9 protein-coding genes are annotated in these 15,047 nt (G+C 71.5%); 3 read left to right on the plus strand and 6 right to left on the minus strand.

Annotated features, from left to right (window positions below; genetic code table 11):
* Window positions 1-13 precede the first annotated feature (13 nt).
* Window positions 14-955: a LacI family DNA-binding transcriptional regulator gene (locus LUU90_RS01260; protein WP_275001405.1), complete on the plus strand. Its 942-nt coding sequence runs from the start codon at window positions 14-16 to the stop codon at window positions 953-955.
* Window positions 956-980: 25 nt separating this feature from the next.
* Here the strand turns inward: LUU90_RS01260 and LUU90_RS01265 are convergent, their stop codons facing one another.
* Entirely contained in the window at window positions 981-1,811 is an 831-nt protein-coding gene (locus LUU90_RS01265) for a DUF554 domain-containing protein (protein ID WP_275001407.1), read from the minus strand.
* 295 nt (window positions 1,812-2,106) lie between these two features.
* Window positions 2,107-2,886: an SDR family NAD(P)-dependent oxidoreductase gene (locus LUU90_RS01270; RefSeq protein WP_275001408.1), complete on the minus strand. Its 780-nt coding sequence runs from the start codon at window positions 2,884-2,886 to the stop codon at window positions 2,107-2,109.
* 166 nt (window positions 2,887-3,052) lie between these two features.
* On the opposite strand from LUU90_RS01270, the gene metH reads away from it, so the two are divergent.
* Window positions 3,053-6,595: a methionine synthase gene (gene metH / locus LUU90_RS01275; protein WP_275001752.1), complete on the plus strand. Its 3,543-nt coding sequence runs from the start codon at window positions 3,053-3,055 to the stop codon at window positions 6,593-6,595.
* A gap of 223 nt (window positions 6,596-6,818) precedes the next feature.
* Here metH and LUU90_RS01280 read toward each other — a convergent pair whose 3' ends face one another.
* The 4 genes from LUU90_RS01280 to LUU90_RS01295 all read right to left on the minus strand — a co-directional run bounded on the left by LUU90_RS01280 (window position 6,819) and on the right by LUU90_RS01295 (window position 13,775).
* A complete protein-coding gene (locus tag LUU90_RS01280; RefSeq protein WP_275001409.1) occupies window positions 6,819-10,073 on the minus strand; it encodes an ALF repeat-containing protein in 3,255 nt (1,084 codons plus the stop codon).
* 276 nt (window positions 10,074-10,349) lie between these two features.
* Window positions 10,350-10,853 carry a hypothetical protein gene (locus LUU90_RS01285; RefSeq protein WP_275001410.1) on the minus strand — a complete coding sequence of 168 codons (504 nt, stop codon included), beginning with the start codon at window positions 10,851-10,853 and terminating at the stop codon, window positions 10,350-10,352.
* Window positions 10,854-10,942: 89 nt separating this feature from the next.
* Complete coding sequence (locus LUU90_RS01290; RefSeq protein WP_275001411.1) at window positions 10,943-12,898, minus strand: S1 family peptidase; 1,956 nt, start codon at window positions 12,896-12,898, stop codon at window positions 10,943-10,945.
* A 169-nt stretch (window positions 12,899-13,067) separates the two neighbouring features.
* Window positions 13,068-13,775 carry a helix-turn-helix transcriptional regulator gene (locus LUU90_RS01295; RefSeq protein ID WP_275001413.1) on the minus strand — a complete coding sequence of 236 codons (708 nt, stop codon included), beginning with the start codon at window positions 13,773-13,775 and terminating at the stop codon, window positions 13,068-13,070.
* Window positions 13,776-14,292: 517 nt separating this feature from the next.
* On the opposite strand from LUU90_RS01295, the gene LUU90_RS01300 reads away from it, so the two are divergent.
* The gene (locus LUU90_RS01300; RefSeq protein ID WP_275001415.1) at window positions 14,293-14,736 is read left to right on the plus strand and encodes a hypothetical protein; all 444 of its coding nucleotides are present in this window, start codon (window positions 14,293-14,295) and stop codon (window positions 14,734-14,736) included.
* Window positions 14,737-15,047: the final 311 nt, after the last annotated feature.

Below are 15,047 nucleotides of genomic sequence, written 5' to 3' on the forward strand. Positions count from 1 at the left end.
CAAAGGAGGTACGGTGCCCGATCTGTCCGACGTCGCCGCGGTAGCCGGCGTCTCGAAGGCGACCGCGTCGCGCGCGCTCAACGGGAGCGGCCTGGTCGCCGCCGAGACCGCGGTGCGTGTGGTGGCGGCCGCCGCCCGGCTCGGCTACGTGCCCAACCGGGCGGCGCGCGAGCTCGCCCGGGGCCGCAGCGGCATCATCGCGATCGTCGTCCCCACCCTGGACAACACCTTCTTCACGCCGATCATCGCCGGCGCCCAGGCGCGCGCCGAGGAGGCGGGGCTACAGCTCACCGTCGCCGTGCACCCCCTGGACTCCGCCGGCGCGTTCGACCGGCTCGCCCGCCAGGTCGACGGCTTCCTCGTCGTCGCCCCGCGCGGCAGCGACACGCTCGTCGCCGGCTCGGGAGCGGCGAAGCCCGCCGTCCTGGTCGACCGCGAGATCGACGGTATGACGTCGGTGGTGGCCGACACCGCCACCGCCTTCGGCACGCTGACGACCCGGCTCGCAGCCGAGGGCCACGAGCGCATCGTCTACGTGGGCGGGCCCGAGGGCTCCTGGCAGGACCGGCAGCGCACCGCCGCCGTGCACGACGCCGCCCGCCGGGCCGGCGCCGAGCTCACCGTGCTCGGCCCGTGCCCGGCGACCTTCGCCGCCGGCGTCGAGGTGACGTCCGCCGTCCTGGACACGGGCGCGACCGCCGTCGTGCCCTACGCGACGTCGATCGGGCTGGGTCTGCTGCTGGCGCTGGGCACGCGCGGCGTGGACGTGCCGCGCGACCTGGTGGTGAGCACCGAGCCGACGGTCATCGAGGCGCTCGGCCTGGAGCACACACCCGCCATCGACGTCGACGGCGAGGAGCTGGGCCGCACCGCGATGGACCTGCTGGCCCGGCTCCTGGACGGGCAGGACGAGCCCGGACGGCAGGCGCGGCTGCCGGTGCCGGTGCGGGGCTGACCGCCCGCACGGTCAGCGAGCACGATCAACGCAGCATGATCACGAGCTGGGTCAGGAGCGGCGCGACCAGTAGCGCCGGGAGCAGGTCGCCCACCGGGATCCGCTTGATGTCGAGCAGCCGGAGGGCGATGCCCACCAGCAGCAGGCCGCCGGTCGCCGTCAGCGCGGCGATGTGCGCGTCCGGCAGCACCGACCCGAGAAGCACCCCGGCCAGCGTCACCAGGCCCTGGACCACGGCGACCGACACCGCGGACAGCAGCACCCCGATCCCGAACGAGGACGCGAAGGCGAGCGCCGCGAAGCCGTCGAGGACCGACTTCAGCAGGAGCTGGTCGATCCCCCGCCCGAGACCGTCGGACAGCGAACCGAGGATGGCGAGCGGCCCGACGCAGAACAGCAGCGAAGCGGTGAGCCACCCCTCGATGAAGCGTTCGCGCGCCGCGCCGTCCGGGCCGTGCCCCGCGGCGCTCTCCGGGCCGCGCTCTGCCGCGTCGGGTAGCACCGAGCTTCGACGCGCGCCGCCGGAGCGTCCGGCCAGCCGGCCCTGGATCACGCCGGCCAGCCCTTCGAGGCGCGCCTCGATCCGGAGCAGCGAGCCGGCGATGCCACCGATCAGCAAGGACCCGAGCACGATCAGCACGGGCGCGCCGCTGCCCGTCGCCGCGAGGAACGCGTCGTCGGTGACCGAGACCGCCGACAGCGCGGCGACGAGCAGGGTCACGAGGCCGAGGATGTCGGTCACCACCGCATGGGTGCGCTGGGGCAGCCGGTGACCCACGGCCATCCCGAGCAGGGATCCGACGACTATCGTCCCGACGTTGACAAGAGTGCCCAGTCCGGGGAAGTCGACGTTCACGGCGCGAGCCTAACCGTCGCCCGAGCACTCCTGCTCCGTCCTGCTCCGTCCTGGCGAGGCCACCCGAGGAGTGCTGCCCGGCGAGCGCGGACGGGAGGTGGCGCGGACGGTGTACGCGATCGAGGTCGGTTGCCGAGGGTAGACAACGTCTACTCGGAGCAACTGACCTCGATCGCCTACACCTTCCCCGCGCACGGCCGGCAGTGCACAAGGGCCCGTGGAGCGACGGATCAGTGCGCCGAAAGGGTCAGCGCGCTAGAAGGTCAGGGCACCCGAATGTCACTGCACCGAAGGATCAGTGCACCGAGAAGCCGCCGTCGACGAAGAGCGAGTGGCCCGTGACGTAACCGGAGGCGGCGCTCGCGAGGAAGACGGCGGCGCCCGCGAAGTCCTCCGGGACGCCGTTGCGGCCCACGGTGGTGCGGGCCGCGAGCGCCGCCACCTTCTCGGTGTCGTCCTGGAGGCGCTGGTTCAGAGGGGTGAGCACGAATCCGGGCACCAGGGTGTTGGCGGTGACGCCGCGGCTGGACCAGGCCTCGGACTGGGAGCGCGCGAGGGATTCGAGGCCGCCCTTGGACACGCCGTAGGCGCCGCTGTCGACGAACGAGCGGTGTGCCTGCTGGGAGGAGATGTGGATGAGCCGGCCGAAGCCGCGTTCGGCCATGCCGGGGGCGAACCGCTGCCCGAGCAGGAAGGGTGCTTCGAGGTTGACGGTCATGGTGCTGTCCCAGATGGCCTCGTCGACCTGGCCGAGGTGGGGGCGCAGGTTGATGCCCGCGCTGTTGACGATGATGTCGGGCTCGCCAGCTGCGGCGGTGATGCCGTCGGCGGCAGCGCGGATGCCGTCGCGGGTGGAGAGGTCGGCGACCAGCGGCTCGACGGAGCAGCCGCGCTCGCGCAGGCTCGTCGCGACCTCGTCGAGCCGGTCGGCGCCGCGTGCGACGAGCACGGTGTGCGCCCCGGCCAGTGCGAGCGCCTCGGCGATGGCACGCCCGATGCCGGAGCTGCCTCCGGTCACGACGGCGGTGCGGCCCTCGAGGGAGAACAGGGAGGCCAGGTAGTCGCGCGTTGTCATGGCCGGGACGATACCCACGTCGACGCCCCGGGGCGCACCTGCGCCGGTACCGCCCTCCGGGCAGCCGCCGCGCCGTCGCCGGGTGGGGGCTTACGCTGCCGGGGTGACCGCTCTTCCCGCTGCCCTGCCCGCTCTTGGTGAACGTTCCGCCGCCCTGCTGGAGGCCATGCGCACGCGCGTGGTCGTGGCCGACGGTGCCATGGGGACGATGATCCAGGCGGCGAACCCGACCCTGGAGGACTACGAGGGTCTGGAGGGCTGCAACGAGATCCTGACGGTCTCGCGCCCGGACATCATCGCGGGGGTGCACGACGGCTTCCTCGAGGTGGGCGTGGACGCCATCGAGTCGAACACGTTCGGCGCGAACTGGTCGAACCTGTCGGACTACGGCATCGACGACCGCATCCGTGAGCTGGCCCGCAAGGGTGCGGCGATCGCCCGGGAACGCGCCGACGTCTTCGCGACGCCGGAGCACCCCCGCTGGGTCCTGGGCTCGATGGGCCCGGGCACCAAGCTGCCGTCGCTGGGGCACACCACGTACGCGCACCTCCGGGACACGTTCGCGGAGCAGGCGGCGGGCCTGATCGAGGGCGGCGCGGACGCGCTGCTGATCGAGACCAGCCAGGACCTGCTGCAGGCCAAGGCCGCGGTGACGGGCTGCCGGCAGGCGATGGCCCCGGTGGAGGAAGGTGGGGTCGGGCAGCGGGTCGCGATCATCGTGTCGGTGACCGTGGAGACCACGGGCACCATGCTGATGGGCTCGGAGATCGGCGCGGCCCTGGTCGCGCTGCAGGCGCTGGGCATCGACGCGATCGGTATGAACTGCGCCACCGGTCCGGAGCAGATGAGCGAGCACCTGCGCCACCTGTCGCAGCACGCGGAGATACCGGTCGCGTGCATGCCGAACGCGGGCCTGCCGGTGCTGGGGCCGAACGGCGCCTCTTACCCGCTCACCCCGGAGGAGCTCGCCGCGGCGCACACGCAGTTCGCGCGCGAGTTCGGCCTGGGCCTGGTGGGCGGCTGCTGCGGTACGACTCCGGAGCACATGCGGCTCGTGGTCGAGGCCGTTGGCGGGCGTCCCGTGGCGGAGCGTGCACCGGTGCGGGAGAACGCCGTCGCCTCGCTGTACTCCGCGACGGACCTGCGCCAGGAGACGAGCTTCCTCGCGATCGGCGAGCGCACCAACGCCAACGGCTCCAAGGCGTTCCGTGAGGCGATGCTGGAGAGCCGCTGGGACGACGTCGTCGACATCGCTCGCGCGCAGACGCGCGACGGGGCGCACCTGTTGGACGTGTGCGTGGACTACGTGGGGCGCGACGGGGTCGCCGATGTGCGCGACGTCGTGTCCCGGCTGGCCTCGGCCTCGACGCTCCCCCTCGTGATCGACTCCACGGAGCCCGCGGTGATCCGCGCGGGCCTGGAGCTGCTGGGCGGGCGCGGCGTGGTGAACTCGGTGAACTTCGAGGACGGTGACGGGCCGACGTCACGGTTCGGGCGCATCATGCCGGCGGTGGTGGAGCACGGCGCCGCCGTCGTCGCGCTGACGATCGACGAGGAGGGCCAGGCGCGCACGGCCGACCACAAGGTCGCCATCGCGTCGCGACTGATCGACACCCTGGTGAACGACTGGGGCATGCGCGTGGACGACATCATCGTCGACGCCCTGACGTTCCCCATCGCGACCGGCCAGGAGGAGACGCGGCGGGACGCGATCGAGACCATCGAGGCGATCCGCGAGATCACGCGCAAGTACCCCGGTGTGCATACGACGCTCGGCGTCTCGAACGTGTCGTTCGGCCTCAATCCGGCGGCGCGCGCTGTGCTGAACTCGGTGTTCCTGCACGAGGCGACGGAGGCCGGCCTGGACTCGGCGATCGTGCACGCGGCGAAGATCCTGCCGCTGGCCTCGATCCCGGACGAGCAGCGCCAGACCGCGCTGGACCTGGTGTGGGACAAGCGCGAGTGGGACGCCGACGGCAACCTGACGTACGACCCGCTGTCCAAGCTGCTCGACCTGTTCGAGGGTGTCGACGCCGGGGCGATCCGGGACGCCCGCGCCGCGGAGCTGGCGGGGCTGCCCATCGGCGAGCGGCTCGCGCGGCGCATCATCGACGGTGCCCGCAAGGGGCTGGAGCCGGACATCGAGGAGGCGCTCGGCGACGGGATGAAGGCGCTCGACATCGTCAACGACCACCTGTTGGAAGGCATGAAGGTGGTGGGCGAGCTGTTCGGCAAGGGCGAGATGCAGCTGCCGTTCGTGCTGCAGTCGGCCGAGGTGATGAAGGCAGCCGTCGCGCTGCTGGAACCGCACATGGAGAAGGTCGAGGGCGACCAGACCAAGGGCACGATCGTGCTGGCGACGGTGCGCGGCGACGTGCACGACATCGGCAAGAACCTCGTGGACATCATCCTGACGAACAACGGCTACAAGGTCGTGAACATCGGCATCAAGCAGCCGGTGAGCGCCATGATCGACGCCGCGCTGGAGCACGACGCCGACGTGATCGGCATGTCGGGGCTGCTGGTGAAGTCGACGGTGGTGATGAAGGAGAACCTGGAGGAGCTGGCCTCGCGCGGGTACGACAAGCGGTGGCCGGTACTGCTGGGCGGGGCCGCGCTGACGCGGACCTACGTGGAGGACGACCTGGCGGGCCAGTTCCCCGGCGTCGTGCGGTACGCGAAGGACGCCTTCGAGGGTCTGCGGCTCATGGAGCCGCTGGTGCGGGTCGCGCGCGGGGCCTCCCCCGACGACGTCGGCCTGCCGGCGCTGAAGAAGCGGCGGCACGCGGTGGTGACGGTGACGCAGACGGCGGAGGAGGACCTGCCGGCGCGGTCGGACGTCGCCGCCGACAACCCCGTGCCCGACCCGCCGTTCTGGGGCACGCGGATCGTGAAGGGCGTGCAGCTCTCCGAGTACGCGGCGTTCCTGGACGAGCGGGCGACGTTCATGGGCCAGTGGGGGCTCAAGCCGGGGCGGTCCTCGGATGGCGCGTCGTACGAGGAGCTGGTCGAGACCGAGGGCCGGCCGCGGCTCGCGGAGTGGATGGACCGGATCCTGACCGACCAGATCATGGATCCGACGGTGGTCTACGGGTACTTCCCGGTGTGGTCGGAGGGGAACGACGTCGTCGTCGCGCACCACGGCGACCTCGCCGGCATCGGGGCGCCCGACGGCGGGTCAGGTGGTGTCGCCGGGACGGAACGGCTGCGGTTCCACTTCCCGCGGCAGCGTCGGGACCGGCACCTGTGTCTCGCGGACTTCGTGCGGCCTCGGTCGTGGGTCGAGGAAACCGGGCGGTTCGACGTGATGCCGGTGCAGCTGGTGACCGTCGGTGACTCCGTGTCCGCGCACACCGCGAAGCTGTTCGAGGCGAACAAGTACCGCGAGTACATGGAGCTGCACGGGCTGTCCGTGCAGCTGACCGAGGCGCTTGCCGAGTTCTGGCACGCGCGGGTGCGGTCGGAGCTCGGGTTCGCCTCGGAGGAGCCGGCCACCGTGGAGGGGATGTTCAAGCTGGAGTACCGCGGGGCGCGGATGTCGCTCGGGTACCCAGCGTGCCCCGACATGGAGGACCGGCACAAGGTGGTGGAGCTGCTGCGGCCGGAGCGAGTCGGGGTGACTCTGTCGGACGAGCTGCAGCTGCACCCGGAGCAGTCGACGGATGCGTTCGTGTTCCATCACCCGGAGGCGAAGTACTTCTCGGTGTGAGCAAACTACGTCGGTCGCCGAAGTGGGAGCAGACGAAAGGCCGCTCCCCCGGGAGGAAGCGGCCTTTCGTGGGCAGCAACCCACGGCGGTAGATGAACGCCTAGCCCATGAACGCGCTTCACCGCGCTGAACCGGTGCGATGCCCTGACAGACGCCAGCTGGGGCGCTGGTGGGTTTCATCGATGGGGCGCGGATCGATGGGGCGCGGATCGATGGGGCGCGGCTAGAAGAGGTCGCGGACCCAGCCGCCTACCACCTCACCTCCCCTTTCGAGGTTCTCACCGACCCATTCGTGGGTGGCCTCCCCGTTGAGGTACTTGTTCTTGGGGAACACCTTCTTGAGCAAGAATCCGAAGGGGGCCCCGGCCCCCTTCAGCACCACGTTGATACCGGCCTTGCCGAGCTGGACGTGGAACTCCTTCGTGTGTCGCCCGTATCCGAGCCCAGCGGCGCCGGCGCTCGCGACGCTCGCCAAGATCGAGAGGTTCGAGAGGGTCGAACCGAGCGCGAGGGCAGTGACGGCGAACGGGAGGTTCATACAGGTGCCCAGCATCGGCGGCGCGATCAGCCCGGACGCACACAGCCCGATCGCGGCGCTCCCTGCGAGGTCCGCCACCACTCCCGCTGCCCCGAACCACACGGCCGCGTTGTCGAAGTCCTTCGACAACGCCTGGAGGTCCTCCGCGGTGAACGTCCATGGGCCGATGACCACGGTGCTGCCGTCGTCCTCGTCGTCCGTGCCCGGGTGCGTCCCGTTCTCCTCATGGTGCCGGAAGACGTCCAGTGCGTGGTTGATCCGCTGAGCGGCCTCCTGGATCGCTAGCTGGACCACGCGGTTCCGCGCCTCGGTGGCCGCTGCAGCCGCTGCCTGGGCGTCCTGCCCCGCCTGCAGCGCCGCAGCGCGTGCAGCGGTCGCCGAGGACCGAGCGTCATGGGCGTACCCGACCGCGGTCTCGGCCGACCCGATCGCCTGCCGAGCCGACCAGTTCGCCGCACGCCGGGCGGCGATCGCGATCGCCGCTGCCTCACGCGCGGCGACAGCGGACGCCGCAGCCGCCGACGCGGACGCGTCCGCCGCGGCCGCGTCGTCGGCGGCCGCCTGTGCCGAACGACCGGCGTCGGCCGCCCAGCCCTGCGCCCTCCGCGCCCAGTCCTGCGCCTCGTCCGCCGCGTTGTTGGCCCGGGCCGCCGCCTCGGAAGCACGTCCCGCGCTCTCCAGCGCCCGGAACACCACCGCCTCGGCGTGCGCGATGGCCGCCCGCATCGCCGCGACGTGTGCCTCCCGGTCCTGATCGAGCCGGGCCGTGTGGCGCTGGGTCCGGCTCACCAGGCTGTGCTGCATGCCGGCCGAGCCCTCGAGCGCGATCTGAGCGGCAGCCCGGGTGTACGGCCCACCGGTTCCGAGCAGGCGGAACAGCTCGACCTGGTTGTCCTCCTTGTTCGCTTGCGCCAGCCCCGTCTTGAAGAACTGGTGGAGTGCGTCGGCGCTGCCGTCGTCCAGCGCCGCCATGGCGGCCGCTCGCACGGCGGTACCCGCACCGTCGAGAACCTGGAAGAGCGCAACGCGGTTGTCCTCGACCGCCGCCTCCTTCACACCGACCGTCAGGAACCGGCGGACGATGGCGGGGTCGTCGCTCTGCAAGGTCGCCAGCGCCGCCTCCGCGACCGGCACGGTCGACGTCGAAGCGATCGCCACGACGCTCTCCCGGTCGTCCTGCTGCAGCGCGAGCTCCCGGTCGGCCGAGAGCCAGGCGACGACGTCCTCATCGGTCCCGGACAGAGCGAACTCGGCAGCGGCCAGGGTCCAGCCACCCGCGCTGGAGGCAAGCAGCCTGGCGGCCGCCCGTCGAGCGATGGCCACGGCCTCGCCGGTCGCGCCGTTACCGAGCGCGGCCTCCGCCTCGGCGAGCAGCGTTCGGATCTCCTCCGACGTCACGGCGGCCTGGGTGTGGTCGCGGCTCACCCTCGCCATCTGCTCGGCCTCGTCCACCGCGGCGCGGCGCGCCAGCCCGACCGCCAACTCCGTCTCCTCCGCCAGCCGGCTGGCCTCGGCCTCCCGTGCGGCCGCCTCAACCGCCTTCGCCTCCTCGAGGGTCTTGCTGGCCAGGGTCGCCGCCGCGTGGGCCTGCTCGGCGGCCACCTTGGACCGCTTCGCGTAATCAACCGCGTCACCGGCGTGATCGGCGGCCTCCTCAGCGGCGTCGGCTGCCGCCTCGGCGTGGTCGGCGGCGCTGTTGGCGGCGTCCCGTGCCGTCCGTGCCGCGGCTGCCGCCCGGTCGGCAAGAGTCTGTGCGGTGGCCGCTGCACGGACCGCCGTCGCCGCCGCCGCCTCCGCCTCCGCAGCCGCCTGCCGCGCCTCAGCGGCCTCGGCCAGCGCCATCCCCGCCGCCTCGGCCGCCTGCGCGGCTGCGGTAGCCGACGCCGCGGCATTGGTCGCGGCGCTGGCCGCGGCCGAACCTGCCGCGTAGGCCTGGCTGGAGGCGGTGGCCGCATGGGTGGCGGCCCGCGCCGCCGTGCGCGCCTTGTAGGCGGCGTCCCGCGCGGCCACGGCGGCGTTCCGGGCGGCGCCCGCCTTGCTCGCGTCCGCGGATGCCGCGATCGACGTGTTGTACGCGACCGCCGCCGCCCGCCCCGCTGCCGCGGCCGCAGCCGCGGCCGCCTGCGCCGCCGACGCGGCCCGGCGCGCTGCCGACTGCGCCGTCCGGGAAGCCGCGATCGCGTTGCCCGCCGCCGCGGCGGCACCCTTTGCCGCACGGGCGGCGGCGGTCGCCGCCCGTGCCGATCGACGAACATCACCCGCGGCTGCCCGGGCCTCGTCCCGCGCGGTCAGGGCGGACTCCCGCGCCCGTTCCGCGGCGTTCACCGCGGCGTCGGACATCTTCGTCGCCTCGGCGGTGTACCTCGTGGCCTTCTGGCCCTCCCGCTGAATGATCCCGATCAGCTGGTCGATCGTCGCTGCTTCCTCGTCCCGTGCACGGGCGATGTACTGGCCGGAGTCGAGGAACGTCTGGATCGCCTGCGGCGAGCCGTCGTCGAGGGCCCGCCGCGCATAGGTCGCCACCTGCGGGGAAGCCGACGAGAGAAGCGAGAAGACGGCCACGCGGTCGTCCTCCTCCTGAGCCGTGTACTGCGTGGCGTCGAGGAATGTCGACAGCGCGTCGATCGTGCCGGTGTCGAGTGCCGCGGTGGCCTCCCGCCGCATCGCTGCCCCGCCGGTGTCCAAGCAGTCGAACACCGCGACACGCTTGTCCTCCAGCACCACCGTCCGGAAGCCCTCGTTCAGGAACGCCAGCCGCGCGTCGGCGTCGCCGGACAACGCCGTCTCGATCGCGCTCGTCGTCGCCCCTCCTGCCGCCGGCAGCGCCGCGAACAACCCCGCCCGGTTGTCCTCGTCGATGGCAAGGGGCAGCCGGTTGTTCAGGAAGTCCGTGACGTCGGCCTCCGTACCGGCCAGCGCAGCGAGTCCCTCTCGACGCACGGCCCGGCCACCGATCTTGACCGCCCACATCGCGTTTCCGCGGTCGGTGTCAGGCAGCCCGGTCTCTGTGAGTCCGTCGGCCGCGAAAGCGGGACTGGACGCTCGCAGGAATCCACCAGGCAGTATCGAGCAGGCCGCCACCCCGCCCATCAGCTGCAATATCCGACGACGTGTCAGCTCCGTCGACGAGAGAGCCTGAAATGATGATCCGCGGGTCGACATACGTCTTCCTTCCCCAGGTCTGTCGGTGGTCGAACAGGTCCGTGCTCGAACAGGTCACGAGGAGCGGATCTCGAGGAGGACTGTGCTCTCGCCGACCTCGTCGTCCGTCTCGCCGATCTCCTGGTAGCCGTTCGGCGGGACGTCGTAGCTGACCTCGTCCCCGTCCGCGGTGATGAGGTCGAAGGTGCTGTCGTAGTTACCGGTGATGACGCCGTATACGGCGGGGATCTCCACGGCGAGGTAACCGGTGCTGCCGGTGACCCGGAAGCAGATGACACCGTTGGCCCTGGCGTACACGTCCAGGTTCGCCTCGCTGCTCGCGCAGTCGACGTGCACGATGTGCCCGTCACCGCGGATCAGACGAAATCCCGCCTGCTGCAAGGGTTCCGGATAGCTGAACTCCTCGACTGCGTGCGGAGGCAGCTCGTCCGCAGCGATACCGCTCTGGGTCGCGTCCGCGTCCACCGAGAAGGCGAACAGGGTTCCGACCGCCACCGCGGCGGCGGCCAGCATCCCCAGGACGGCATGCGGTGCGGACCTGGTCATCGTGACGTTCATTCGTCTCTCCTTGCGGGTCAAGAGTTCTGGGGCCGGGTGGTGCGGCGGAGTCTTGGTCACGCCGCACCACCCGGAGACAGGGAGGACGCCTACCAGCGCCCGTTGAACAGACCGGTGCCGACCTGGATGTTCTTGAATCCGGTGGCGGTCACGGACTTGCTGTACGTCAGCGTGACCTTCCCGGTGGCGCCGACGGCGATCTCCGGGTTGACGGACAGGCTGCTGTCGGGGCTGGGCGTGGCCGTCACCGGCGGCAGCGTGGCGGCGGTCGAACCGTCCGCGGCGAAGCCCTGGACCAGCACGTTGCCGCCCGCGCGCATCGCCAGCGCCACGCGGCGCTGGCCGTCGACGCCCACCCTCGGCTGCGCGGCGACGAGCGACGACAGTGCGACCGGGCCGCCGGTGCCACCCGAGGTGAACGACCGGACGGCGACCTGGTCGCTCCCGTTCTCGTCGGTGTCCCAGGCGACGGCGAAGTGCCCGTCGTAGTTCGCCGCGACGCTCACGTCGCGCTGCACTCCGGTTCGGGTCGGGTTCGCGACGAGGGAGAGCAGCTCGGTCCCGCTCGGGTTGAAGATGCGGACCCCCGCGTCGACGTCGCCGTTTGCGTAGTAGTCCCGGTCCCAGGCGACCACCGCGTTGCCGTTGGCGCCCATGGCCACGTCCGGGTTGCGGTTGGTGCCGCTGGTGCTGACCTGCTTGTCCCACGCCATGCCGGACCCGACGCTGTTGAAGTAGGCCAGCCGCACCGTGTTCGTCTCCGTGGACCCGAAGTAGCCGTACTCGTAGGCGACGGCGAAGCCGAGGCCGTTCGGGTCGATGGCGATCCGCGGCGTGATCATCTGCCGGGTCATGGCGGTGTTGACGTCCTGGTCGCCGTTCTGGGTGCCGGCGGAGTCGAACGACTTCACCCGCGCCTCGGACGTTCCGTCCCCGTCGTAGTCGGCCATGAATGCCACGATCGCCGTGCCGTCGTTCCGGATGCCGACGTCGGGGTGCCGGAACCGCCAGCTCCTGGGCTCGTCGTAGACCGTGACAACCTTCGTGAACTTCGTGACGCCGTTCTGGTAGACCTTCAGCCAGACCCGGGAGTGCAGATCATCAGTCGGGTCGGCGCCGTCGTCCCCGCGCCAGACCACGGCCGTCCAGGTGCCGTTGTGCGAGACGGCGACCGAGGAGGTGTCCTGGTGGACGGTGGAGGTGCTGTGCGCGGCCGACCACGTGACCGGGTAGTGGTTCGCCACCAGGTCCAGTGCCCAGTCGCGGACATCGGTTACAACGGTCGCGACCGCCCCGGTGCGCGTCTCGGCGGGGTCCGCGCCGAAGCACCCGGCCTGCCAGGATCGGCTGCTCACCGCGACCAGGGAGACCTCTCCGGACACCGTGCGCAGCACCGGACCGCCGGCGTCCCCGGCGCAGACCGCCGCGCCGTCCTGACCGGTCAGGGCCAGGTCATCGCCGGTCACGGCGTCGACGGCGAACCCGCCAGACTTCAGGTGCAACGGCGCCCACTCGGTGGCGGTCCGCCCGTAGCCGAGCGCGGTGAACGTGTCGCCCGCGGCGGGCGCGGTCGCGCCGAGCGTCACAGGCGTGACGCCCGAGACCGGTGTCTCCAACCGGGCCATCATCAGGTCACGGGACTCGTGCGGGACGAGCTCGGCCACCGCGCGGACGGCACCGGTCGTCGTGGTCAGGTCCGGGCGCCCCACGGTTGCCGTCACCTGCTGCGCCGGCTTGCCCGACGGCGGGTCACCGGCGCCGGGCGTCGCCTCGAAGCAGCTCGCGGCCGTCAGCACCCAGCCCGGCGAGACCAGCGAGCCGCTGCAGGCCCGGGTGCTGTCCCCTGTGCCGATGTCCAGCCGGACGGCGAACGTGTGGTCCGCCGAAGGCCCGACGACCGCGATCGCTGGGACCGAGGGCGCCACAGCCACCGCGAGCACCGATACCGCGAGCACGGACACGGCCGCCGTCATGCTCCTGAGCACCTCGTCCACCCGGTGCGCGATGCTCGCACCCGGCCGACGCACGTGGATCTTCGATCTCATACTCTTCCTCGGTCCCGGGGAACCCGCCGCAGGCTCGGCCTGACGGGCGCGATGCCGGCGCATCGCCGAGGTCGAGGATGCCCGGGGCGACAGGCCGTCGGTTGCAGCATCCTGCAACCCACTGCCGTGGCCCGGGACGCCCCGTCGTCCGTGTCGCCCTGGAGCGCCGTCAGCTTCCGCCGGACCCGATTCCTAGCCGCTCCCGCAGCCGCACCCCGGCCGCGAACCGGTTCGGCGCGTCCAGCATGCTGAGGACCATCGCGATCTCCGTGCGCACCGTCCGGACGCTCATCCCAAGCTTGCGGGAGATCTCGTCGTCGGAGGAGCTGGTCAGCATCAGCGCGATGACGCGGCGCTGTCGCACGGTCAGGTCCACGAGGGCCGCCGTCTCCGCGTCGCAGGGATGCACACGGCTCATCACGACATCCCAGTACCTCCGAGCCGCTGTCAGGCAGGCGCGGTCCTCGACGTCGATCACGGTCCGCTCGCCCCGGACGAGCGGACCCTCGAGGAGCACGCTGCGCTCGTCGACGATCTTCATCTGGAGCGGCGCATAGCCGAAGAAGTAGACCGAAGGATCCTCGCCGGCCAGCATGAGCCGGGCGTCGGGATCGAGGCCGGACTGGTGCCACACGCTCGTCATCCGCAGACCAGCTGCGATGAGGTGCGCGTTGTTCGGGAGGCTGACCGAGAGCTGCTCGACAGAGCCGGAGATGCGGATCGACTCGACGTGCCGCCAGGACCGGGCCGCCTGGGCCATCGCCACGTTCATCCGCTGCGCGCCCCGCCCGAGGAACCGCGCGGCGACCTGCTGCCCTCGCTCCAAGGCGCTCACCACCCGGGACCGCTCCACCTGCAGTCGTGCCACCGCGTCCATGACCCGAACCTCGTGCTCCCGTAAGGAGCCCCCATCACAACCGTACGCGGAGAAGTCCAGGTTCAGCCCACCCTGTACCGTTCCGCCCGGATCTCTCGCCACGACCACACTCACGCGATCCCCCCTCGCCATCGCCCGGTCGTCCGGTGCGTCCAGCACCCGATCGACGCGTGGAAGTTTATTACCACGTTCACCTGACCTCGGACCGGACTTTCACCCTGGCTTCTTCCGTCTCGAGCTATGGCGAGAGCCTTCCGCTCCGAGGCAGTCCCAGCGCCCCAACCGTGAATGGCCTGGTCACAGGGTTGGACATGCCGAGGCAGCGGAGACTGATCGGTTGCTCCACCAGTTCGCGGCCGACGGGCGTGACCGGGCAGCTCGGGCCCCCGCGGGATCGGGCGAAACCATGCCACCAGGCAGCTTTCCGTGCGGAGCAGCTCGACCCTGCCTAGCATCGAACTGCGCGGCAGGGAGACTCCCCGCCACGGACAGGGGGCCGATGATGATGCGACGGATCATGGGTATGGTGCTGGGGCTCGCGATGATCCCGGTGGTCGGACTCACAACGGCCGCCCCGGCCTCCGCGTGGACCTACGAGGCCCGGCACTGCGTGGGTGACCGCGTCGACCGGTGCGTATCGCTGCGCAGGAACTTCAACGGGACGGTGTACGCCCGCGGGTCGGTCAGCGACGACAAGGACCGGCCCGGCGAGTACAGCGTCCGGGTGCTGGAGGTCTCCTACTCCTACGTCCGCGACGGGAACCCGCCCAGCGGCACGACCGTCCTCCGCTACGGGGACACCGGCTGGGACGAGTCCTCGGAGTGGCTCCCGACCCGGGCGCTCCCCGTGCCGTGCGGGACGAGCGTGGGCGCGAGCGCCAAGCTCGAATGGCTGGACGAGCGGTCCCCGACGAAGAAGCGCACGACCGGGTGGGTGCACGCGTCCGGCGTCATCTGCTGACCGGACAAGGCCGCACAAGGCCGCACAAGGCCGCACAAGGCCAAGTGTCCTCGCGGCGGTACCGCTGCGCGCAGGAGGGCGGTCAGGTTGGTGCACAGGTTCGACTTGCCGACGCCGGACGGACCGTCGACGGCGATCAGCAGACCGTCACGGAGCGGGGCCGGCGCAGTCATAGATCGAACAGCGTCGCGCCGGTGTCCACCACAGGGGACGGTTTGGCCGAGGCGTCCGTCGCACCTGCTTGTTTGAGCGCGTCCAGGGTGGCGCCGCCCGGGGTGAGTGTGGTGGCGAGTTCGACGAACAGTCGCGCG

The organism is Promicromonospora iranensis (assembly GCF_028994775.1).
GTDB classification, from domain to species: domain Bacteria; phylum Actinomycetota; class Actinomycetes; order Actinomycetales; family Cellulomonadaceae; genus Promicromonospora; species Promicromonospora iranensis_A.

Coding starts and splice junctions, on each gene's coding strand:
- LUU90_RS01270 (WP_275001408.1), bottom strand. CDS start 2,886: ATGACAACGCGCGACTACCTGGCCTCCCTGTTCTCCCTCGAGGGCCGC.
- metH (WP_275001752.1), top strand. CDS start 3,053: ATGCGCACGCGCGTGGTCGTGGCCGACGGTGCCATGGGGACGATGATC.
- LUU90_RS01285 (WP_275001410.1), bottom strand. CDS start 10,853: ATGAACGTCACGATGACCAGGTCCGCACCGCATGCCGTCCTGGGGATG.
- LUU90_RS01290 (WP_275001411.1), bottom strand. CDS start 12,898: ATGAGATCGAAGATCCACGTGCGTCGGCCGGGTGCGAGCATCGCGCAC.
- LUU90_RS01295 (WP_275001413.1), bottom strand. CDS start 13,775: ATGGACGCGGTGGCACGACTGCAGGTGGAGCGGTCCCGGGTGGTGAGC.
- LUU90_RS01300 (WP_275001415.1), top strand. CDS start 14,293: ATGGGTATGGTGCTGGGGCTCGCGATGATCCCGGTGGTCGGACTCACA.